This window comes from Clostridium tyrobutyricum, from assembly GCF_019144085.1.
GTDB lineage: Bacteria > Bacillota > Clostridia > Clostridiales > Clostridiaceae > Clostridium_B > Clostridium_B tyrobutyricum_A.
The window spans coordinates 1-21747 of record NZ_JAHHUY010000008.1; the positions used below are offsets into that span (position 1 = coordinate 1).

25 protein-coding genes are annotated in these 21747 nt (G+C 31.7%); 1 reads left to right on the forward strand and 24 read right to left on the reverse strand.

The genetic code is table 11. From position 1 onward, the window contains the following. Positions 1 to 306: 306 nt before the first annotated feature. On the forward strand, positions 307 to 849 hold the full coding sequence (gene yyaC, locus KM800_RS05250) for a spore protease YyaC (protein ID WP_217812127.1): 543 nt from the start codon (positions 307 to 309) through the stop codon (positions 847 to 849). Between the two features lie 58 nt (positions 850 to 907). Here yyaC and KM800_RS05255 read toward each other — a convergent pair whose 3' ends face one another. From KM800_RS05255 to KM800_RS05370, 24 genes are all read right to left on the reverse strand, one after another. Next, complete coding sequence (locus KM800_RS05255; RefSeq protein ID WP_217812128.1) at positions 908 to 1936, reverse strand: rod shape-determining protein; 1029 nt, start codon at positions 1934 to 1936, stop codon at positions 908 to 910. Positions 1937 to 2019: 83 nt separating this feature from the next. Continuing rightward, positions 2020 to 2274: a sporulation transcriptional regulator SpoIIID gene (spoIIID, locus tag KM800_RS05260; protein WP_217812129.1), complete on the reverse strand. Its 255-nt coding sequence runs from the start codon at positions 2272 to 2274 to the stop codon at positions 2020 to 2022. A gap of 160 nt (positions 2275 to 2434) precedes the next feature. Continuing rightward, positions 2435 to 3154, reverse strand: a complete 720-nt coding sequence (locus tag KM800_RS05265) for a M23 family metallopeptidase (protein ID WP_217812130.1) — start codon at positions 3152 to 3154, stop codon at positions 2435 to 2437. Between the two features lie 92 nt (positions 3155 to 3246). Beyond that, positions 3247 to 4263, reverse strand: coding sequence for a stage II sporulation protein D (spoIID, locus tag KM800_RS05270; protein WP_217812131.1), 1017 nt, complete (start codon positions 4261 to 4263; stop codon positions 3247 to 3249). Positions 4264 to 4418: 155 nt separating this feature from the next. Further along, positions 4419 to 5678, reverse strand: a complete 1260-nt coding sequence (murA, locus tag KM800_RS05275) for a UDP-N-acetylglucosamine 1-carboxyvinyltransferase (protein WP_217812132.1) — start codon at positions 5676 to 5678, stop codon at positions 4419 to 4421. A gap of 52 nt (positions 5679 to 5730) precedes the next feature. Further along, positions 5731 to 6489: a hypothetical protein gene (locus KM800_RS05280; protein WP_217812133.1), complete on the reverse strand. Its 759-nt coding sequence runs from the start codon at positions 6487 to 6489 to the stop codon at positions 5731 to 5733. A 169-nt stretch (positions 6490 to 6658) separates the two neighbouring features. Then, positions 6659 to 7057: a F0F1 ATP synthase subunit epsilon gene (locus tag KM800_RS05285; protein ID WP_217812134.1), complete on the reverse strand. Its 399-nt coding sequence runs from the start codon at positions 7055 to 7057 to the stop codon at positions 6659 to 6661. 31 nt (positions 7058 to 7088) lie between these two features. Next, positions 7089 to 8486 carry a F0F1 ATP synthase subunit beta gene (gene atpD, locus KM800_RS05290; protein WP_217812135.1) on the reverse strand — a complete coding sequence of 466 codons (1398 nt, stop codon included), beginning with the start codon at positions 8484 to 8486 and terminating at the stop codon, positions 7089 to 7091. Positions 8487 to 8498: 12 nt separating this feature from the next. Then, positions 8499 to 9347: an ATP synthase F1 subunit gamma gene (gene atpG, locus KM800_RS05295; RefSeq protein WP_217812136.1), complete on the reverse strand. Its 849-nt coding sequence runs from the start codon at positions 9345 to 9347 to the stop codon at positions 8499 to 8501. Positions 9348 to 9369: 22 nt separating this feature from the next. Continuing rightward, complete coding sequence (gene atpA / locus KM800_RS05300; RefSeq protein WP_217812137.1) at positions 9370 to 10884, reverse strand: F0F1 ATP synthase subunit alpha; 1515 nt, start codon at positions 10882 to 10884, stop codon at positions 9370 to 9372. A gap of 10 nt (positions 10885 to 10894) precedes the next feature. Continuing rightward, entirely contained in the window at positions 10895 to 11434 is a 540-nt protein-coding gene (locus tag KM800_RS05305) for a F0F1 ATP synthase subunit delta (protein WP_217812138.1), read from the reverse strand. A 2-nt stretch (positions 11435 to 11436) separates the two neighbouring features. Continuing rightward, entirely contained in the window at positions 11437 to 11916 is a 480-nt protein-coding gene (locus KM800_RS05310; RefSeq protein ID WP_217812139.1) for a F0F1 ATP synthase subunit B, read from the reverse strand. Positions 11917 to 11973: 57 nt separating this feature from the next. Beyond that, positions 11974 to 12213, reverse strand: a complete 240-nt coding sequence (gene atpE / locus KM800_RS05315) for an ATP synthase F0 subunit C (RefSeq protein WP_217812140.1) — start codon at positions 12211 to 12213, stop codon at positions 11974 to 11976. Positions 12214 to 12293: 80 nt separating this feature from the next. Continuing rightward, positions 12294 to 12986 (reverse strand): F0F1 ATP synthase subunit A, encoded by a 693-nt coding sequence (locus tag KM800_RS05320; protein WP_217812141.1) that lies wholly within the window; start codon positions 12984 to 12986, stop codon positions 12294 to 12296. A gap of 32 nt (positions 12987 to 13018) precedes the next feature. Further along, positions 13019 to 13381 (reverse strand): ATP synthase subunit I, encoded by a 363-nt coding sequence (locus KM800_RS05325; protein WP_217812142.1) that lies wholly within the window; start codon positions 13379 to 13381, stop codon positions 13019 to 13021. A 653-nt stretch (positions 13382 to 14034) separates the two neighbouring features. Next, the gene (locus KM800_RS05330; protein ID WP_217812143.1) at positions 14035 to 15216 is read right to left on the reverse strand and encodes an acetyl-CoA C-acetyltransferase; all 1182 of its coding nucleotides are present in this window, start codon (positions 15214 to 15216) and stop codon (positions 14035 to 14037) included. A gap of 219 nt (positions 15217 to 15435) precedes the next feature. Then, entirely contained in the window at positions 15436 to 16596 is a 1161-nt protein-coding gene (wecB, locus tag KM800_RS05335) for a non-hydrolyzing UDP-N-acetylglucosamine 2-epimerase (RefSeq protein WP_330655530.1), read from the reverse strand. 10 nt (positions 16597 to 16606) lie between these two features. Further along, positions 16607 to 17635 carry an MraY family glycosyltransferase gene (locus tag KM800_RS05340; protein WP_217812145.1) on the reverse strand — a complete coding sequence of 343 codons (1029 nt, stop codon included), beginning with the start codon at positions 17633 to 17635 and terminating at the stop codon, positions 16607 to 16609. Positions 17636 to 17664: 29 nt separating this feature from the next. Continuing rightward, a complete protein-coding gene (locus KM800_RS05345) occupies positions 17665 to 18078 on the reverse strand; it encodes a deoxycytidylate deaminase (RefSeq protein WP_217812146.1) in 414 nt (137 codons plus the stop codon). A 131-nt stretch (positions 18079 to 18209) separates the two neighbouring features. Then, positions 18210 to 18839 (reverse strand): uracil phosphoribosyltransferase, encoded by a 630-nt coding sequence (gene upp, locus KM800_RS05350; RefSeq protein ID WP_217812147.1) that lies wholly within the window; start codon positions 18837 to 18839, stop codon positions 18210 to 18212. Between the two features lie 31 nt (positions 18840 to 18870). After that, a complete protein-coding gene (gene rpiB / locus KM800_RS05355; RefSeq protein WP_217812148.1) occupies positions 18871 to 19320 on the reverse strand; it encodes a ribose 5-phosphate isomerase B in 450 nt (149 codons plus the stop codon). Between the two features lie 76 nt (positions 19321 to 19396). Beyond that, positions 19397 to 19855: a low molecular weight protein arginine phosphatase gene (locus KM800_RS05360; RefSeq protein WP_217812149.1), complete on the reverse strand. Its 459-nt coding sequence runs from the start codon at positions 19853 to 19855 to the stop codon at positions 19397 to 19399. A 31-nt stretch (positions 19856 to 19886) separates the two neighbouring features. Beyond that, positions 19887 to 20939, reverse strand: a complete 1053-nt coding sequence (locus KM800_RS05365; RefSeq protein ID WP_217812150.1) for an L-threonylcarbamoyladenylate synthase — start codon at positions 20937 to 20939, stop codon at positions 19887 to 19889. Positions 20940 to 20967: 28 nt separating this feature from the next. Beyond that, positions 20968 to 21690, reverse strand: a complete 723-nt coding sequence (locus KM800_RS05370; protein WP_217812151.1) for a ZIP family metal transporter — start codon at positions 21688 to 21690, stop codon at positions 20968 to 20970. Positions 21691 to 21747: the final 57 nt, after the last annotated feature.

Below are 21747 nucleotides of genomic sequence, written 5' to 3' on the forward strand. Positions count from 1 at the left end.
TCTACCAGCTGAGCTATGCCAGCGTATGATTGATATTTTGGCAATCAATAAAACTTATAAATAAAAAATTCATTACCGTAAATTAGTATACATGGTGAATATAATATTTTCAAATTTTATATACCACTATTTTCATGGATTATATAGTATTATATTCATTTTTCTCTATTTTTCTTTCAATATCGCACATTAGCGATTATAGTACTTATACCCCATTTATTAAAAAATATTATATTACATTCTATTTTTTTAATTATGTCATATAAATTATATATGACATTCAACACATATAAAGAGGTGAACACTTTGAATAAAGTAAAATCTAACCATAAGAGTAAACTGGCTTACTATAAGTTAGCATATTTTTTAAAAGATTATATTAATGAAAATACTGTAATAGTTTGTATTGGAACAGACAAATATATAGGAGACTGTCTTGGGCCTTTAGTAGGTACACTTCTTAAAATAAATCATTTTCCCCTACCTGTATATGGTACAATTGAAGATCCAATACATGCTTTAAATATTGATAATAAGCTAAATGAAATAAAATTAAAACATAAAAATTATAATATTATAGGTATAGATGCCTGTCTTGGCAACCAAGAAAATATAGGTGAGATACAAGCGAGAGATTTCCCCATTCATCCTGGAAAAGGTGTTGGTAAATCTCTGCCCAATGTAGGAGAATCATCAATAATAGGTATAGTTGATTCAAATGAAAATGAAAATACATTTAGCTGTACTAATAATATAAGATTAAGTTTAATTTTATCCATGGCAAAAGTTATACTTCGTTCTTTAATGCATGGATACTATTTATACTATAATGATGATTTACTTGTATAGATAAAAATCTAACTTACTAGAAATTAATTCAAACTAATAAATTAGATTTAAATGAATATTAGTCTATAAGAGTTATATCATCGCCACTAAATGTAAGCTCCATTTTGTCCAAATATTCGAGTACTTTACCTGTACCAATAGCTACACATGATACTGCATCTTCAGCTACATATACTGGTACACTTGTGACCTCCTGTATCAACTCATTTAACCCATTTAAAAGAGATCCCCCTCCAGTCATGACAATACCTTTATTAGAAATATCTGCTGCCAATTCTGGAGGAGTCTTTTCAAGTACTGCGTGGGTTGTATCAGCTATTGCATTTATAGTATCTTTTAGTGCATCTCTCATTTCAGTAGATGATACTGCTATATTTTTAGGAAGACCTGTAACTAGATCTCTACCTCTTATTTCCATGCCAATTTCACTGTCTGGTTTATATGCAGAACCTATATTTATCTTTAATTCTTCTGCAGTTCTCTCTCCTATCATAAGTTTATGTTCTTTTCTTATATATTTCATTATTGATTCATCAAACTTATCTCCAGCTATCTTGATAGAAGATCTTACAACAATACCCCCCAAGGATATTACAGCTACATCAGTAGTGCCTCCACCTATGTCAATAACCATATTTCCTTCTGGTTTTGTTATATCAATACCAGCACCTATAGCTGCTGCTAATGGTTCTTCAATCAAAAACACTTTTTTTGCGCCTGCATTTTGTGCCGCATCAATTACAGCCCTTTTTTCAACTTCTGTAGCCTCACAAGGGACACAAACTACAACTCTAGGAGTAATTCTTTTTTTACCACAAGCTTTTCCTATAAAATATTTCAACATCTTTTCAGTTACATCATAATCAGATATAACCCCGTCTCTAAGTGGTCGTATAGCCACAATATTGCCAGGTGTTCTTCCAATCATCTGCCATGCTTCTTCACCTACAGCAAGTACCTTATTTTGGTTCTTGTCTATTGCAACTACTGATGGTTCTTTTAATATTACACCTTTTCCTTTAATATAAACAAGTATTGTAGCTGTACCTAAATCAATTCCCATATCTGTTCCTATACTAAAAAACATTCCTTTTTCACTCCTACTCTCCCTTTCTTTTCATTGCATATCACTATTAAGTTTATCATATTATAATTATAATAGGAATGTTTTTAACCTTCAATAGCCTTATATTTCATTTTAGTTGCATTACCACCCCTAATATGTCTCTCTGCTTTATTGAAATCCAATATGGTTTTTGCCTCTTTTGCTATCTGAGGATTTATTTTTGGAAGTCTCTCAGTCATATCCTTGTGTATGGTACTTTTACTAACGCCAAAAACCTTGGCGGTTTTCCTAATAGTAGCCCTTGATCCTATTATATATTCAGCTACCTCTAAAACTCTTTCTTCAATATAATCTTTCAATTTATTTCAACTCCTCTATAAATTCTGAATTAATAATCAAAAATTCAATTTATTATTAATTAATTTTTAATACATAAAATTTCTATCTATAATAAATACAAAAGTATCTTAATTTTCTTTTTCTATGAGCCATTTCTTTATTTAAAGAAATGGCTGAAATTTAATATTTTATATATTTTCCCGGATCAACAAAACTATTTCCTTTTAAAACAGCAAAATGAAGATGATCCCCATATTTTTCATAGCCAGATCTAAGACTAGTATTTCCAACTACTCCTATTACTTGACCTTTTAATATATTCTGACCTTTAGAAACTTTTAAGTTAGAATCCAAGTTTGAATAAACTGTCTTCAATCCATTTTGATGATTTATAATTACCTGAACTCCGTCTTGAGTATTAGTATCCACTTCTTCTACTTTTCCAGTCATGGAAGCAAATACTGGTTTTCCAATAGGAACTTGTATATCATATCCTAAATTTGGCCTATAAGTTCCTGTAGAATCCCAATATACTGGGTCTGTTGAAAATCCTCTTGCTATATTTCCTTCTACTGGCTTTTGAAAAGTCGTGCTAACTGAATTTGACACTCCTTTTGAAGGTTCTTGCTTTTGAGAATTAGCGTTTGTTCTACTTTCTGCTTTACTACTTTTTTTAACTTGAAGAGCATTATCATATTTATCTTCTGACTTAGCCGTATCTTTGTGCTTATTTTGTGATTGAGATATAGCAGCTCTGTTTTTTTGCTCAGCTTGATTTCTAGTATTCCTGGCTGTTAAATAAGCCGCTGTAGCTGCCACACAAAGACAGATAAATAATATTATATAAAAGCCCTCCTTTTTCAAAAAACTAAATGGTCTTTTAATAAAATTTTTGTTCATATCAACACCTCCTTTTTGTAGTTTGTCCAGAGTATAGAAAAAAATACATCTTTTGTAAAATTTAATCAAAAAAATAGCAGTATTTTTAACTGCTATTTAATATCACTAATTTTTTCTATTTTCACTCCACTATAGTAATGACAAAGTATATCCTTGTAATTTTTACCTTTTATGCCCATAACGTTAGCGCCCCATTGACTCATACCAACATCATGTCCATATCCTAAACATTGAATATAAACTTTGCTATTGCTAAAGCTTATACTAAAATTAGCTGAATTGAGCCCCATTAACATTCTAAATTTTGTACCTGCTATAGTTGTTCCACCAAGTTTTATTTGTTTTACAGAACCAGCTTCTGTTCTATGCTCTATTTTTACTTGGGAGCTTAAGTTTTGTATGGATAGTCCAGCTTTTGGATACTGCGAATTAACCTTTAGTACAAACTCTTTTAGAGAAAATGTATTTGATGTTTTATATTTTTTAGCTATTTCTTCTCCCGGACTTTTAACACTTTTTAAATACCCAATATTTGAATTAAAAACTTCACTGGCATCTTCCGTAACTCCACTGCTTGTAGAGAAATAATAGGGTTCTTTAACCAATTTACCATTATAAGTTAAAATTTCCCCCTGAGTAGACTCTGAAGCATCTACTACTTTGTTCCAATATGTATTACTATACTTTTGAGGCCATTTTTCCATTCTTTCCTTTTTTGACATGAAAACCTGACATTTCGGAGTATCACACACATCTGCTCCAGTATTACTTTTATATTTTACACCTCCATACTGTTCCATATGGGCTAAAGCAAATGTTCTAGCTGCTACAGCTTGTGCTTTAAGTGCCTCTTCCGAAAAGTTTGCCGGCATTTCCCCTGCCACTACTCCTGTCACATAATCTTCTATAGGAATTTCTTCTACCTTGTTTTCTTTAGTTATATAAACTTTAATTTTATCCACATACTTTTCCTTAGATATTATATTTTTAGAGTTTATAAAAAAATCTGGCAATTTTCCTATCTGCTTATACTGAAAACCAACTATAATTAATGACATTAAGATTATAAAGGTTGAGAACATCCCCATTAAAATAAATATTCTCTTCAATACTAACGGACTCCTCTCAATTATACCTGCAATGTTATACTACCATTACAGGCTTAAATTATAAAAACTTTATATATTGTGATATTTCCCAAACAATATAATTTATGATGAATCCGAAGAGAATATTACAAATAATTTTTTAATATAGATTTATATTAATTTACTACCCTTTCAATATCTGCACCAAGAGCCTTAAATTTATTTTCAATGCTTACATAGCCTCTATCTACATGATATATATCTGATATTTCTGTTTCCCCCTCTGCAGCAAGGCCGCAAAGTATAAGTGCTGCACCTGCTCTAAGATCTGTAGCTCTAACTTCTGCACCTGTAAGTCTTGGAACCCCCTCAATAACAGCACTTCTACCATCTATTTTTATATTGGCCCCCATTCTTTTCATTTCAGCTGCATGCATAAATCTATTTTCAAATATAGTTTCAGTTACTATGCTTGTGCCAGTTACTGTAGCTAATAAGCCCGTAATTTGAGACTGCATATCTGTTGGAAATCCGGGATATGGCATTGTCTTTACATCTATTGGCTTTAAATCCCTATTGCCATCTACAATTACGCTGTTGCCATGAGGTTTTATATATACTCCCGCTTCAGTAAGTTTAGCAATTATAGGCTTTAGATATTCAAGGTTCACCCTGTTTATTTTAAACTTGCTTCTAGTTATTGCTGCTGCAACCATAAAAGTGCCACATTCTATTCTGTCATTTATAGGATTATGTGTTGTTCCCTTTAGCTCTTTTACTCCTATTATCCGAATAGTATCACTACCAGCACCTATTATACTGGCACCCATATTATTTAAAAATTTTCCCAGGTCTGCTATTTCAGGTTCTTCTGCAGCATTTTCTATTATAGTTTCACCTTCTGCCATTACAGCTGCCATCATTATATTTTCTGTAGCTCCTACGGAAGGAAAATCTAAATATATATTGTTTCCAATTAACTTATCTACATTTGCCTCCACATAGCCATGCCCTACATTTATGTTTGCACCAAGAGCATTAAATCCCTTAAGGTGCAGATCTATTGGTCTTGTTCCTATATTACATCCACCAGGCAAAGACAATTTAAAATGTCCAAATCTAGATATCATTGGCCCCATTATAAGAAATGAGGCCCTCATTTTTTTTACAAGTTCACTATCAGGCATAGAATCTCCAATATTTGAACTGTCTATTATTATTTTATTTGAAGTCTTATCTATATTTATTTCTGCTCCAATGCTTTTTAATATATTACTTATAACAAATACATCCTCCAACAATGGTACATCATCTATAATACATTTATCGCAGCTTAATATACATGCTGCTATAATAGGTAATACTGCATTTTTAGCAGAACTTATTTTTACTTCTCCATGAAGCTTGTTTCCTCCTCTAACTACTATTTTACTCATTAATTGTCCTCCATTCTATAATTTCTGGTATGTTCTTTATTTGAAATAGTCATCAATATGTCTCCATAATTTCTGGTGTTCCCATTATTAAATAAGTACCAGTAGAATATTCTACAACTGCAAAATTAAAATCAATTGGTGCTCCGTTACTATAGATTTTTTCATATTGACCTGTGTAGGCAGTAGAAGTATACCCATTTTCTATAGCTTCAGTATTTATCTTATTAACCCCGATAATTTTTAAAACATCTATTACTTTTTTATAAGTTTCATCTACATTATTATTTTCCATTCTTATCTTAATATACCTATAAGTTCTAATATTTTCTACTTTATTTCCCAGTATTTTATCCAAATTATTTTCTAATTGCTGAATCATATACTTATTATCCTTTTTAACTATATCGATCTTTACAATATTATGATCATCATATTGTGTGCTTTCTATAAACCCATTGATAGAATTTCCCTGAAACTCTGTGGAATAATCTTCATTATTATAAGATGTTTTTTTATTCAATTTACCATGTTTATCTATTTTATCAAATAATTCATCTACAGTTTTTCTTCTGTCGCCGTGGCTATCAAATTGAACCATAATACCATATTCTACAGTTCGTCCCTTTAATGATTTAATTATGTTACCAAATACATCTATCTTGTTACATGTATTTACTGATTTATTCTGAAAGAGTGTTTCATTTGAATTGTTTTTTTCTTGAGTATATGTTTTGTTTGCTAATGATTTGAATGATAATGATAGTATAAATACTATACATAATGTAATTGAAAAGATAACTTTATTCTTCACGATCTGTCCCCCCTATTTATTCTAAAATTATGGACAGATTTCAAAATAATATTCACTATTTTAATATTTTTTGTAATGCATCTACTACTAATATATAGTTGTTATAACTATATTGTGAATAAATTAGGTCAAAAAAGGTGCAGAGTAAATACTCTGCACCTTTTAATGATTATTTCAAGTTAATTCTGGCTAATGCCCTAGCTAATGCCATCTGAGCTCTCTTCACATCTATATTGTCCTTATGACTTCGCAGTCTTTCTTCTGCTCTTTTTTTAGCTTCTTGTGCTCTTTTTTTATCTACTTCATCTGGCCATTCACAATCATCACACAAAATTTTTAGTTCGTTATTTTTTACTTCCAATATTCCACTGGAGGTAAATACTGTTAGCTTTTTACCATCTTTTTGTGTGATTTCAGTATCAGCAGGTCGAAGCGTAGTTATTAAAGGCATATGATTTGGAAGAATTGCAATACTACCTTCTATGCTTTCTGTTAATACTTCTACCACTTCTCCACTGTAAAATTCTCTTTCAGGAGTAAGGATAGTCAATTTTAAAGGTTCTGACATATTAATCTCCTTCTCTTACAACTAATATAATCTATTGAGCTTTATCCATGCTCTTAGCAGCTTCAACAACTTCTTCTATAGATCCCTTGAATAAGAAAGCTGTTTCTGGTAAATTATCATATTTACCTGCAAGTATTTCTTTAAATCCTTTTATAGTTTCCTTTATTGGAACATATTTACCTTTATATCCTGTAAATTGTTCAGCAACAGAGAATGGTTGAGATAAAAATCTTTGAATTCTTCTAGCTCTTAAAACAACTAGTCTGTCTTCTTCTGAAAGTTCATCTACACCAAGTATTGCTATAATATCTTGAAGTTCACTATACCTCTCAAGTATATGCTTAACTTTTGATGCTATATCATAGTGTTCTTTTCCTACAATTCTAGGGTCCAATATTCTTGATGTGGATCCCAGTGGATCTACAGCAGGATAAATACCAATTTCTGATATTGATCTTGATAAAACTGTAGTAGCATCAAGATGTGTAAATGTTGTTGCTGGTGCTGGGTCAGTCAAGTCATCTGCTGGAACATATACTGCCTGAACAGATGTAATAGAACCATTCTTGGTAGATGTTATTCTCTCCTGAAGAGCACCCATTTCTGTAGCAAGTGTTGGCTGATAACCAACCGCACTAGGTATTCTACCTAGAAGTGCTGAAACCTCAGAACCTGCCTGTGTAAATCTAAATATGTTATCTATAAACAGAAGTACGTCCTGACCCTTATCTCTAAAATATTCAGCCATTGTAAGTCCTGTAAGAGCAACTCTCATTCTTGCTCCAGGCGGTTCATTCATTTGACCGAATACAAGCGCAGTCTTCTTTATAACTCCAGACTCCTGCATTTCATAATAAAGGTCATTTCCTTCTCTTGTTCTCTCTCCAACACCTGTGAATACAGATAATCCACCATGTTGTTTTGCTATATTGTTTATAAGTTCCTGTATAAGAACTGTTTTACCAACACCGGCACCACCAAACAATCCTATCTTTCCACCTCTTTGATATGGGGCAAGAAGATCTATAACTTTAATACCAGTTTCAAACATTTCAGGCTTTACAGACTGATCTTCAAAACTTGGTGGTAATCTGTGAATTGGATGGTAAGTATCTGTCTTTACTTCTCCCTTTTCATCTATAGCCTGACCTAACATATTGAAAAGTCTTCCTAAAACCGGTTCTCCTACAGGTACAGATATAGGAGCTCCTGTATCTAAAGCATCCATACCCCTCATTAATCCATCTGTGCTTTCCATTGAAATAGTTCTTACTACATCGTCACCTAAATGTTGGGAAACTTCTGTAACAACTTTTCTATCTCCAGATTGAATATCTATAGCATTATATATATTAGGAAGGTTTTCTGGTTTGAATTTTATATCTATTACAGGTCCTATAACCTGAACAACTTTGCCTATATTTGGCATTAATGTCCCTCCTTACTTAAGAGCTTCTGCTCCTCCAACTATCTCAGTTATTTCCTGAGTTATAGCAGTTTGTCTCTCTCTATTATATTTAAGATTTAAATTTTCCAGTAAATCATTTGCATTTTTAGTTGATCCATCCATGGCTGTCATTCTTGATGCCTGTTCGCTAGCTTTTGAGTTCATCATGCAATTAAGAAGTTTTTGTTTTAAATGTGATAGAACCACGTCATCTATCATATATTCTGCTGACGGCTCAAACTTCACAGAAACTCGCTTAGTTTCCTTGTTAGCTTCTAGAGGAAGTACTTTCTCAACAATTACATTTTGTCTAACAGTAGAAACAAATTTCGTATATGCTATATTAATTTCTCCTACTTCTCCATTTTTATAAAAATCGAGTGCTTTATATACTATGGTATTTGCCTCTTTCATGGTAGGAATATCCGGAATATCTACATATTCCGCTTCAGTTTTATAATGCAGTCTTTTAAAATACATTCTTCCCTTTTGTCCTACCGCTATAAGAATAGAATTTTCTCTATCCTTTGACATTTTAGCATCCAGTCCAGTTACAACACTATTATTAAATCCTCCACAAAGTCCTGTGTCTGAATTTAAGCATATATATAATTTCTTTTTGCTTCCATTACCATGTATATAAATGTTTCTTCCTTCAGCCTCTGAAACAAACTCATTTACAACAGAAGTAAATAACTCACAGTATTTATCATTTGCATCAAGCTTCTTTCTGACTTTTCTAAGATTAGCGGTGGCAATAAGTCCCATGGCATTTGTTATTTTCTGGGTACTAGTTACTGATTTAATTCTTCTCTTTATTGCAACAAGTCCTGCCCCTGCCATATTTCACCTCCCGCAAAGGAAATTACACCTCTGCTAAAAATATTTTTTTAAATTCTCCTATAGCACTTCCAATTTTATCGCTTAATTCATCAGATATAACTTTTTTCTCTGCTATTTCCTGTCCCAGTTCTTTATGATGAGTATCCATATATTCAAGGAATTCGCCCTCAAATTGTACGATTTTTTCAACTGGTATATCCATTAAATGATTTCTACTAGCTCCAAATAATATAAGTATCTGATTTTCTACAGGCATTGGTTTATACTGAGGCTGCTTTAATATTTCTGTTAATCTCTTACCTTTTTCGAGTCTTCTCATAGACTCTTTATCAAGGTCGGAACCAAATTGAGCAAATGATGCAAGTTCTCTATACTGTGCAAGATCCAATCTAAGTGTACCTGCTACTTGCTTCATAGCTTTAATCTGTGCATTACCACCAACTCTGGATACTGATATACCGGCGTTTATAGCTGGTCTTTGTCCTGCGTAGAAAAGTTCTGTTTCAAGGAATATCTGTCCATCTGTTATTGAAATAACATTTGTTGGTATATATGCAGTAACATCTCCTGCCATAGTTTCTATTATAGGCAATGCTGTAATAGAACCTCCACCTAATTTATCTGACAATTTTGCAGCTCTTTCAAGTAATCTTGAATGTAAGTAAAATACATCTCCAGGATATGCTTCTCTTCCTGGTGGTCTACGAAGTAATAATGACATTTCTCTATAGGCAACTGCATGCTTGGATAAATCATCATATACTATAAGAACATCTTTTCCCTTATGCATGAAATATTCACCTATGGTGCATCCTGCATAAGGAGCAATGTATTGAAGTGGTGCGGAATCTGATGCTGTAGCTGATACAACTACTGTATAGTCAATAGCACCCATTTCCGTCAAATCATTTACTATATGTGCTACAGTAGACTGTTTTTGTCCTATAGCTACATATATACATATTACATCTTTTCCCTTTTGATTTATTATAGTATCTATGGCAATAGCCGTTTTACCTGTTTGTCTATCTCCTATAATTAATTCTCTTTGTCCTTTTCCAATTGGTATCATTGAATCTATAGCTTTTAATCCAGTCTGAAGTGGTTCATTAACAGACTGTCTGGTTATAACTCCCGGAGCTACTACTTCTACAGGCATAGTTTCTGAAGCTTTTATAGGTCCTCTACCGTCAATAGGTTGACCAAGAGCGTTTACTACTCTTCCTATGACGTCATCTCCTACTGGTACTTCAACAACTTTACCTGTACTTTTAACTGTATCTCCTTCTTTTATTCCCTCTTCAGAACCTAAAAGAACACAACCTACATTGTCTTGTTCAAGGTTCAGAGCCATACCATAAACACCATTTGGGAACTCTAAAAGTTCATTTGCCATGCACTTGTTAAGGCCATAAACTCTAGCAATACCATCACCAATTTGAATTATTGTACCTGAATCAACTGTTTTTAATTTTTTTTGATATTTCTGTATTTCATCTTTTATAATTGAAGTTATCTCTTCAGGTTTTATGTTCATAGGCTCACCTCTAATCTCTCTTAAGCATTATTTTTTTCATTTCAGAAAGTTTTGATTTTATCGTTCCATCAATAACTTCGTTATTTATATCAATATAAACACCGCCTATTATAGATGAATCCAATTCTGCTTTTATCAAAACTTTTTTATTAAATTTCTTTTCTAACTTCTTTTGCAATTCTTTTTCTTCATCTTGTTTTAAGGGAACTACTGTCTTTACTTTAGCTATAACAGTATTATTTTTTTCTAGATAAATATTTTCAAATTCTTTAAAATTATTTTCAATACTCATAATCCTATCTTTCTTTATAAGAATCATTAAATATGAAAATATATCATCATCTATACGTCCCTTAAATATATTAGTAAATACTTTTTCTTTAGCTGTAGTGCTGACTTCAGGATGTTCAATAATCTCTAACAATTTATGATCATCTTTTATAAGTTTTACAACTTCTCTAAACTCTTCTAAATACTCTTTTACTTTTCCTTTTTCTTCTGCAATATTATAAATTGCAAGAGCGTATCTTCTATCTAAATATTCATACATAGTTAGATACCTACCTTAGCTATAAAATCTTTAATAAGTTTTCTATGTTGTACTTCATCAATAGAGCCTTCTAGAGCTTTTGATGATACTAAAACTGCCAAATCTACAACTTGATTTTTTATATCATCTTCTGCCTTCTGTTTTTCTCTTTCAGCCTCAGTCTTGGCCCTGTTAAGTATTAATTGGGCATCTTTCTGAGCATCATCCACTATACCTTTAGAAACTTTATCAGCTCTGTTTTTATAATCCTCAACAATTGACTTACCTTCTTGTTTTGAATTAGATATTAGTTTCGTATGCTTAACCAATAATTCTTGGGATTTCTTTTCATTTTCATTAGCATTTTTAATTTCAGAATCAATCTCCTCTTGCCTTTTGTCAATAGTGTCAGCAACTCTCTTAAAGAAGAAATGTTTTAAAATTAAAAACAATATTATAAAGTTTATTATTGTTATAATAACTCTAGACCAGTTAATTTCCATATTGAGCTTCAATCCTCCCCTCTAAATATCTATTAAATTGCTGGGGTTATAATTAAATCAAACCTTAAATACTAAGATAAGAGCTATCAATAGTGAATATATAGCTGTTACTTCGGCTAAAGCTGCACTTACAAAGAAAGTACTAAGTATTTTACCACTTGCTTCTGGTTGTCTTGATACTCCTTCAACTGCTTTTCCAGCTGCAGTACCAACACCAATACCTCCTCCTAAGCATCCTATAGCAGCTAATCCTGCACCAACTGCTGCCATACCTGATATAAATGAATGTGCATCCATAATAAAAATCCTCCTTTAAATTTTCAAAAATAAATTTTACTTATAATTCTATACTACTAATTCTATACTACTTTTTTCTTTTATTCTTCTGCTTCTTCTGCTACAATCTTTATGTTCATCATTGTCAACATAACAAATACTAACATTTGTATTGATCCATCAAACAAATCAAAGAACGCATGTAAAGGAATAGGTATAATAAATTGTGCAGGCCAAGCCATGCTGGCTAATCCACTATATACCATTCCAACAATTACAGCACCTGCTGTCATATTACCAAATAGTCGTAAACTCAATGAGACTGGAAGAACCAATCTTTCTATAATATTAATTGCAAACAATGGTGCTGCTGGCTTACCATATGCCAATAGATACTTTCCTACTCCAGCTTTTCTAATTGCATTATATTGAACTAATACAAAGGTTATAATTGCCAGACCTGCTGGAACGCTTAAATCTTCACTAGGTGTCCTTACGCCTAATGCTAATGGGCCAATATTAATTAATATAATGTATATAGCCAAAGTTCCAACATAGGGTATAAAAGAAGTATATCTCTTTCCCATATTTCCCTCAACCAAGTTTTTTATTGCACCATAAAGCATCTCAACTGCACTTTGTTTTTTACTAGGGATTTTTTTCATATTGCTTGTCATAACTATTGCAAGTATGGCAAGGAATATAATTATTACCCATTGGGAAACAATACTAGATGTTATCGGGATATTTAAAGAACCCAAATGTATTGTAAACAATGTTGAAAACTTCTCCACCTTATCACATCCTTTCCTTTAATAAATTATCATCAATTATTTCTAACAACTGAATATATATATATTCCCAATAAATTGGAAGTATATCCAACTAGATAAGCAATAGTACTATATTTATCATAGTTAAAGATTAAATATCCTACTGCTGCTGCAATTATAATTCTTAATACAAAGCCTATAATATACAAAGATGCTGATGAATTCTTAAATTTTTCAAAAGCTAGTCCGCCAACTGCACTATTAATAAAGAAATTCAATACTGCTATAAGTACTCCAACCATTATAAAAATACCATAACTCTTGAATATTATCTGTCCTATAATGGATAGTATAATACCAAATATGAGATTAATTATGGATACCTTCTTTATCATATACACAATATCTTTATTCATGAAGTTCCTCCTAGAAGTAATTACTGACTTCTCAATGAATCCAAACATATTAAGATTATATCACAAAATAATACAATTTTCTCTAATAAATTTATACAGCTTAAAGCTCATACAACAGACCACTCATACTACTGCTCTTTTTAAATAAAATCAAAATTGTATTTTTAATATCAATCATTTGTTAGTTACCTTATACGAGTAATTATATATCTAACTTTATAATTAATTAAAACATTAAATTTCATGATTTTTTTTAATATACGTCTATATTGGTTAATTAAAACGTAAAACATGCCTATGTATTATATATATAGGCATGTTTATTATATTTATTGTACAAACTTAAAATTTAAACTACTGTGAATAAATAGTTGATTTTTCTTAAATATAAAAATTCATCCTTTAAAAAGACAATAAGACATAATTTTAACATTATCTTAAATATTATATGTAATAAGTATTAATTGTACAGCATTATGATAACGTTTAACGTATTGATGATACTATACTGATTTTTACAATATAGATAGAAAAAAGCAACTGATTTCTATAAAATACAGGAATCAGTTGCTTTTTTTCTATCTATAATTATCAGGGATACCACTTAAAACTGTCTTTTTTAATAAAAATTTAACATTTTAAATTTTTGCTTATTATCTTTCAACGATTATAGCAGTTCCCATTCCACCGCCTATACATAATGTAGCTAAACCACGTTTTGAATCTCTTTTCTTCATTTCATAAAGTAAAGTAGTAAGTATTCTTGCTCCTGAAGCTCCAATAGGATGTCCAAGTGCTATTGCTCCTCCATTTACATTTACTTTGCTCATATCAAATTTCAAGTCTTTTGCAACAGCTAAACTCTGAGCAGCAAATGCTTCATTTGCTTCTATTAAATCTAAATCATCTACAGTTAAATTAGCTTTTTCAAGTGCTAATTTTGTAGCATGGAATGGTCCATATCCCATTATACTAGGATCCAAGCCTTTTGATCCATAAGAAGTAATTTTAGCAAGTGGTTTAATTCCCAATTCTTTTGCTTTATCTGCACTCATTATAACAAATGCTGCAGCTGCATCATTTATACCTGAAGCATTGGCAGCTGTAACAGTTCCGCCATCCTTCTTAAATGCTGGTTTTAATTTTGATATTCCTTCAACAGTTACACCGTCTCTAGGGAATTCATCAGTATCAAATACTATTTCTCCCTTTTTTCTATCCTTTATTACTACTGGAACTATTTCATCTTTAAATTTACCAGCTTTTATAGCTGCTACTGCTTTTTGTTGTGATGAAACTGCAAATTCATCTTGCATTTGTCTTGTTATGTTCCACTTTTCTGCTATATTTTCAGCCGTAATACCCATGTGATAGTTATTAAAAGCATCCCAAAGTCCGTCTTTTACCATTTCATCTATAATCTTACCATCAAACATTCTTTGTCCCCATCTTGCACCAGGCATTACATATGGAGCAGCAGACATATTTTCCATTCCACCAGCTATAACGATATCATCATCACCGGCTTTTATCATCTGAGCTGCTAAACTTACTGCTCTAAGTCCTGAACCACAAACTTTATTTATAGTAAATCCAGGCACTGTATTAGGTATACCTGATTTTATCAATGCTTGTCTTGCTGGATTCTGACCTAAACCTGCCTGTAATACATTACCCATTACAACTTCATCTACAAGTTCTGGTTTAATATTAGCTCTTTTTAAAGCTTCTTTTATAACCAAAGCTCCTAAATCAGTTGCTGGAACTGACTTCAAGCTACCTCCGAATTTACCTATTGCTGTTCTAACGGCACTTGCAATTACAACTTCTCTCATGACTATTCCTCCTAAATATTTATATTTTAAATTTAAATTGATTACAAACCTTTTTATCAACAACTTCATTATACTAGATAATTAAAAGTTTATCAATCATTTTTGTTAAAAAAAACACAAAGTTTTTTGAAATAATAGCCAGAAGGTCTGACCACTCTAGCTATTCAACATTTTTATATTTATATAATATATCATTTTGACTAAATATTCAATAAGAATTTATATTTTTAAGTAATCGAATTCACTATATTTTCCTTTTTCTATGTTAAAATAATCAAGTATGGCATCTACAATCCTAATTGAAGCTTTACCATCACCATAAGGATTTATTGACTTACTCATTTTATCATATTCTTCTTGATTTCTTATAAGTTCATTTGCACTTTTAACTATAAATTCAGTAGATGTGCCTACAAGCTTTACAGTACCTGCTTCCACAGCTTCAGGTCTTTCCGTTACATCTCTTAAAACAAGAACTGGTTTACCCAAGTGAGGAGCTTCTTCCTGCAATCCACCTGAATCTGTCATAACTAGATAACATCTGTTCATTAAATTATGAGTTTCATCTGTATCAAGAGGTGGAAGCAAATGTACTCTATCTATTCCTCCAAGTATTTTATACACTGTATCTTTGACGATTGGATTTAAGTGCACCAAATATATTAATTCCACATCTTTATTCTGTTCTACTATGTCCTTTAAAGCTTCACAAATATTTTCTATACCCTGCCCCCAATTTTCTCTTCTATGGGCTGTTATCATTATAACTTTATTTCTGTTATAGTCTATTTTATTAAGCTCATTATTGTGAAATTGATAACTGTTACTTACTGTAAATCCCATAGCATCTATAACTGTATTACCTGTTACAAATATTTGTTGTCTCTGTACTCCTTCTTTTAACAAATTATTCCTGGACTTGGGTGTAGGTGCAAAATGTAAATCAGCTATAGCACCTGTAAGCTTTCTATTCATCTCTTCTGGAAATGGGAAATACTTATTATAAGTTCTAAGACCTGCCTCTACATGACCTACTTTTATTTTTTTATAAAAAGCAGCCAATGCACCACCAAAAGTAGTTGTGGTATCGCCATGAACAAGTACTAGATCTGGTTTTTCATTTTCAAATATTTCATCTAGTCCTTCAAGCACTCTAGTTGTTATACCTGTAAGACTTTGCTTCTTTTTCATTATATTCAAATCAAAATCAGGTTGTATTTCAAATAAGTTCAATACTTGATCCAGCATCTGTCTATGTTGTGCAGTTACACAGACTTTATTTCTTATTTGAGATCTTTTATTTAATTCTTTTACAAGCGGAGCCATCTTTATAGCTTCTGGTCTTGTACCAAATATTGTAATAGTCTTTAACATCTCTATATTACCTCCATTACTCTCTGTGCTTAAAAAATCCTACTTTCCAAGCTAGTATAATAAGTACTATCATAACTCCCAACAATAAAAAATAAGCCTTCTGTGGATTTATTTCCGCGGCAATTATAGAAAAACTTCCAAGTATTGCACTTATTATATACATTATTAAAACTGCTTGTTTTTGATTTAATCCCATATCTAAAAGTCTATGATGAAGATGTCCTTTATCTGCTGACATAATAGGTTTTCCATTTATTTTTCTCCTTATTACGGCAAACAATGTATCATATATAGGTATACCAAATGCCAATATTGGTACTGCGATAGGAAATACTGCTGCTGATTTTATAGCTCCTTCTATAGATATGGCCGCAAGCATAAATCCTAAAAGTTGAGCTCCTGTATCACCCATAAATATACTTGCAGGATTAAAATTATAAGGTAAAAATCCAAGTATAGATCCTGTAAATATAATAGTTACCATAGCGGCTTCATTTCTTCCATTCAAAACAGCTATTATAGAAAGTGTAATACCTGCTATTAATGCTATTCCTGCTGCCAATCCATCCAAACCATCAATTAAGTTCATTGCATTGGTTATTCCAACTACCCATATTATAGTAAGCGGTATAGACAACATTCCTATATGTATATACTGATATATGCTACTAACAGGATTTGTTATAATAGTTATTCTTATACCAAAATATATAAGAATTAACGCTGCCAATATTTGAAATAATAACTTGCACCATGGTTTTATATCATATTTGTCATCTATAAAACCCCCAATTACTATTACAGTAGCTCCAAATATCAAGCCTTTTTCAGGACTGGATAATTCCCCCTTGTTTAAAATTAATGTTATTATAAAAGAGATATATATAGATAATCCTCCTAGAAGTGGAATTGGTTTATTATGTACTCTTCTACTATCTTTAGGTATATCTATAACATCTAACTTTACTGCAATTCTTTTTACAAATGGTGTAAATGCCGCCGATATCAGTATTGAAATTACAGCAAGAATATATATATTATTCATAAGTCAAACCTTTCTCATAAAATTGCATTTTATTTTCTTACTATCTTCATTAATTCAATCTTAGGTGCATATTCAAACCAATTGATTTCAGGAGTATATTCCTTACAAAATATTACTTTTTTTATACCACAGGTAATTATAAGTTTTTGACATTCAGGACATGGCATATGCGTAACATATAATGTAGCATCCTCCCTGTCAATAGGAGGAACTTCTAAAAGACAATTTACTTCAGCATGAATTGTCCTTATACAATGTCCCTGCTTCATGAAACATCCTGCTTCATCACAATGAGCCAATCCTTTTGGACTTCCATTGTATCCTGTACCTTTTATCCTTCTATTTTTAACCAGGACTGCTCCTACATGAAGTCTTGGACATGTGCTCCTTTCCGCAACTTGAAATGCAATATCCATAAAATAATTATCCCAATCTTTTCTCATAAAAAGTTATCTCCCAGCATAAATATGTTATATTATATTATAAACTATAAATTCATATTTTTAAAGAATTGCAGTTATCTTATAATAGAATTAGAGACCCTTGAATATGCAGTCAAGAGTCTCAATTTTAATTATTTAGTTCCGTAAAGTCTGTCACCTGCATCACCAAGTCCTGGTATTATATATCCATCCTGATTCAATTTATCATCTATAGCTGCTACATACACATCTACATCCGGATGCATGTCAGTAACCATCTTAATACCTTCTGGTGCTGAAATTAAACACATAAGTCTTATCTTTTTTGCACCTTTTTTCTTTAAAAGAGTTATTGCATCTGATGCTGAACCGCCTGTAGCAAGCATTGGATCTGTTACAATTACATCTCTTTCTTCTATGTCCTGAGGTAATTTGCAGAAATATTCTACAGGCTTTAAAGTTTTTTCATCTCTATAAAGCCCAATATGTCCTACTTTAGCTGCTGGGATAAGGCTTAACATTCCATCTACCATACCAAGTCCAGCTCTAAGTATTGGAACTATTGCTACCTTTTTACCAGAAAGCATTTTACAAATAGTCTTGCATATAGGTGTTTCTATTTCTACTTCTTCTGTAGGAAGATCTCTCGTTACTTCATATGCCATAAGCATAGCTACTTCCTCTACAAGTTCTCTAAAATGCTTTGAGCCTGTATTTTTATCCCTTATTAAGGCTAATTTATGTAATATAAGTGGATGTGCTATCTGTGTTACTTTGCTCATGTGTATTTCCTCCCTTTATTTATCACAAGTATTATTTACTGTATTTATTTTCTATCATGGTAATTTTATCAATTCTTTTTTTATGTCTTCCTCCTTGAAATTCAGCACTTAAAAATGTATCTACTATATCCATTGCCACTCCTGAACCTATTACTCTCTGTCCAAGTGCCAATACATTAGCATCATTATGTTCTCTTGATGCATGAGCACTAAATGTATCACCACATAGAGCCGCCCTTATTCCTGGAATTTTATTTGCGGATATACTTATTCCTATACCTGTTCCACAAACCAATATACCAAATTCATAATTTTTAGAAGCTACCTGTTCTCCAACTTTTTCTGCAAAATCCGGATAATCACAGGAATCTTCTGAAAATGTTCCAAAATCCTTAAATTCTATATTTTTAGTCTTTAAATGTTCCATTATTTCCTTTTTTAAAGGAAATCCAGCATGGTCACTTCCTAAAGCAATCTTCATAAATATACCTCCCATAGTTTATTAATAATCTAAAATAATAGATGTGCACAAACCACAAAAAAAGAAGATAAAAACATTAAATAATGCCTGTATCTTCTTTCAGTTTTCTTAAAAGTAATAAAATACTAGCCTCTATCTGTTTATAAGTAAGTTCATATACATCCATATTTCTTCCAAATGGATCAGCTATATCACCCTTTAATGCTATAATTTCCCTCAATGTAAATATTTTATTCTTAAAATCTGGAAAACTGTCTGTAAGAATATCTTTTATATACTGGGTCATAGTTAAAATCAAATTTGAATCATTTAATTTGCTGTTAGTAATTTGAACTGCTTTTCTACTGCTTATATCAACATCAATATATCTTTTGACAACATCTGCAGATTCAGGAGAGGTTATACTATTTGCAATAACAGATATACCTGCAGAATGTGAATATAAGCCATCTATATTGCAAAGTTTATTAAATATGGCTTCTGCCATACAACTTCTACACGTATTGCCTGTACATACAAATAAAATTTTTTTCATAGCACTCCCTCCTCATTAATAATAAAAGTTTTTAAACTTGTGTAATATCAAAAGCAGCAGATTTCTGAAGTCTATTCATTACAGCTATTCCTATACCTTCTTCTTCAAAAGCCTCCGAAATTACAATATCTATATTTTCATCATCAAAGCTTCTCAATGTTTCAAAAAGACTTTTCGATATCTCTACCATATTCTTTCTGCTTCCAAGAGATATTATAAAACCTTTTTTATAGTATTCTTTGGTTTCATCTGTGGCCATTATGCCTACTTTTTTACCTTCATCTATATAATTTTGCACCATTTCACTAATTTTTGCAATAGTTTTTTTCAAATCTCCCTGAACTATTTTAACCTTGGCTTTTGGTGCATAATGTCTGTACTTCATGCCTGGAGCCTTGGGTTTTAAATCTCTACTTGGTTTCCTCATAACTGCAGGATCAATATATATATTAGGCTCAATTTTTCTGAGCATCTCAAGTGTTATTCTACCTGGTCTCAATATACAACTTGGCTCTACTGTGCAATCTATAACTGTGGACTCTACTCCAAATTCAGACATACCTCCCCCTATAATCAAATCTACCCTTCCATTTAAATCCTCTATACATCTTTCGACATCCGTAGGACTGGGCCTTCCAGATATATTTGCAGAAGGAGCTGCAATAGGTACTCCTGAAGATTTTATAAAACGATTTGCTATAATATTTGAAGGCATTCTTATTCCTATACTTGAAAGTCCCGCACTTGTAACATCCGGTATCAAATCTGTCTTTGGAAGTATTATTGTCATAGGTCCTGGCCAAAATTCATTCATAAATTTTTCAGCTGCATCAGGTATATATTTTACCAGCTTATAAATCTCTTTAATATCTGATATATGTACTATGAGAGGATTATCCTGAGGTCTTCCCTTTGCTTCAAAAATTTTTTTCACTGCATTTGTATCCAATGCATTAGCTCCAAGTCCATATACAGTTTCTGTTGGAAATGCTACGAGTCCTCCTTGTCTTATAACATATCCTGCCTTTTTTAAAATTTTTTCGTCAATATTTTTTTCATCTAACAGCTCAACTTTTGTATTCATTTCATTACCGTCCTTTTTAATACGTACTCTACAGAAAGTATACAATCGCAAGTCCAAGAATTATTCCAAATATAGTTCCCAATGTGCAAATTACTCCATCCCATAATTTAGAGGATTCTGGTATCATCTCACCACAGACTACATACAACATTATACCTGCTGCAAATGAGAGACATACCCCAAGTACATTATTAGATATTCCTGCAATAAAAGCTCCAAAAAATGCACCTATAGCTGTAGGAAATGCTGTAATAAAAGCATATAGAAGTATCTTTAATTTTTTTATTCTAGATGACATAAGTGGTGCGGATACTGCAAGGCCTTCTGGTATATCATGAATTGCAATTATAAGACACATCTTTATTCCAAGACTATTACCTGCTCCAAAAGCGCACCCCATTATTATTCCCTCAGGAAAATTATGAATCATAAGTCCAACAGCTGCCATAAAGGCTACTTTCAAATGCTTATTTGAATTTCCTATGTTAACCTTACTGTCAATCAAGGCAATAATTAATGCACCTAATAAAATACAAACTACAGTACTTAAAAACCCCCAGGTACTAATTGCCTCTGGTATAAGTTCAAATACCACTACAGAAAGCATAAGCCCTGCAGCAAAGCCAACTATTGTTCCAATTAGTCTGTTGGAGGGCTTTCTTACTACTATTCCCATAGATGCGCCAATCATTGTTCCCATAAGTGATATTATGCTGCCTATTATTACAATATCAGTAGTATCAATATTCAAAAAACCACCTATACTATTATTGTTTATGTTCTATATGTATTTAAAATAGATGATTTA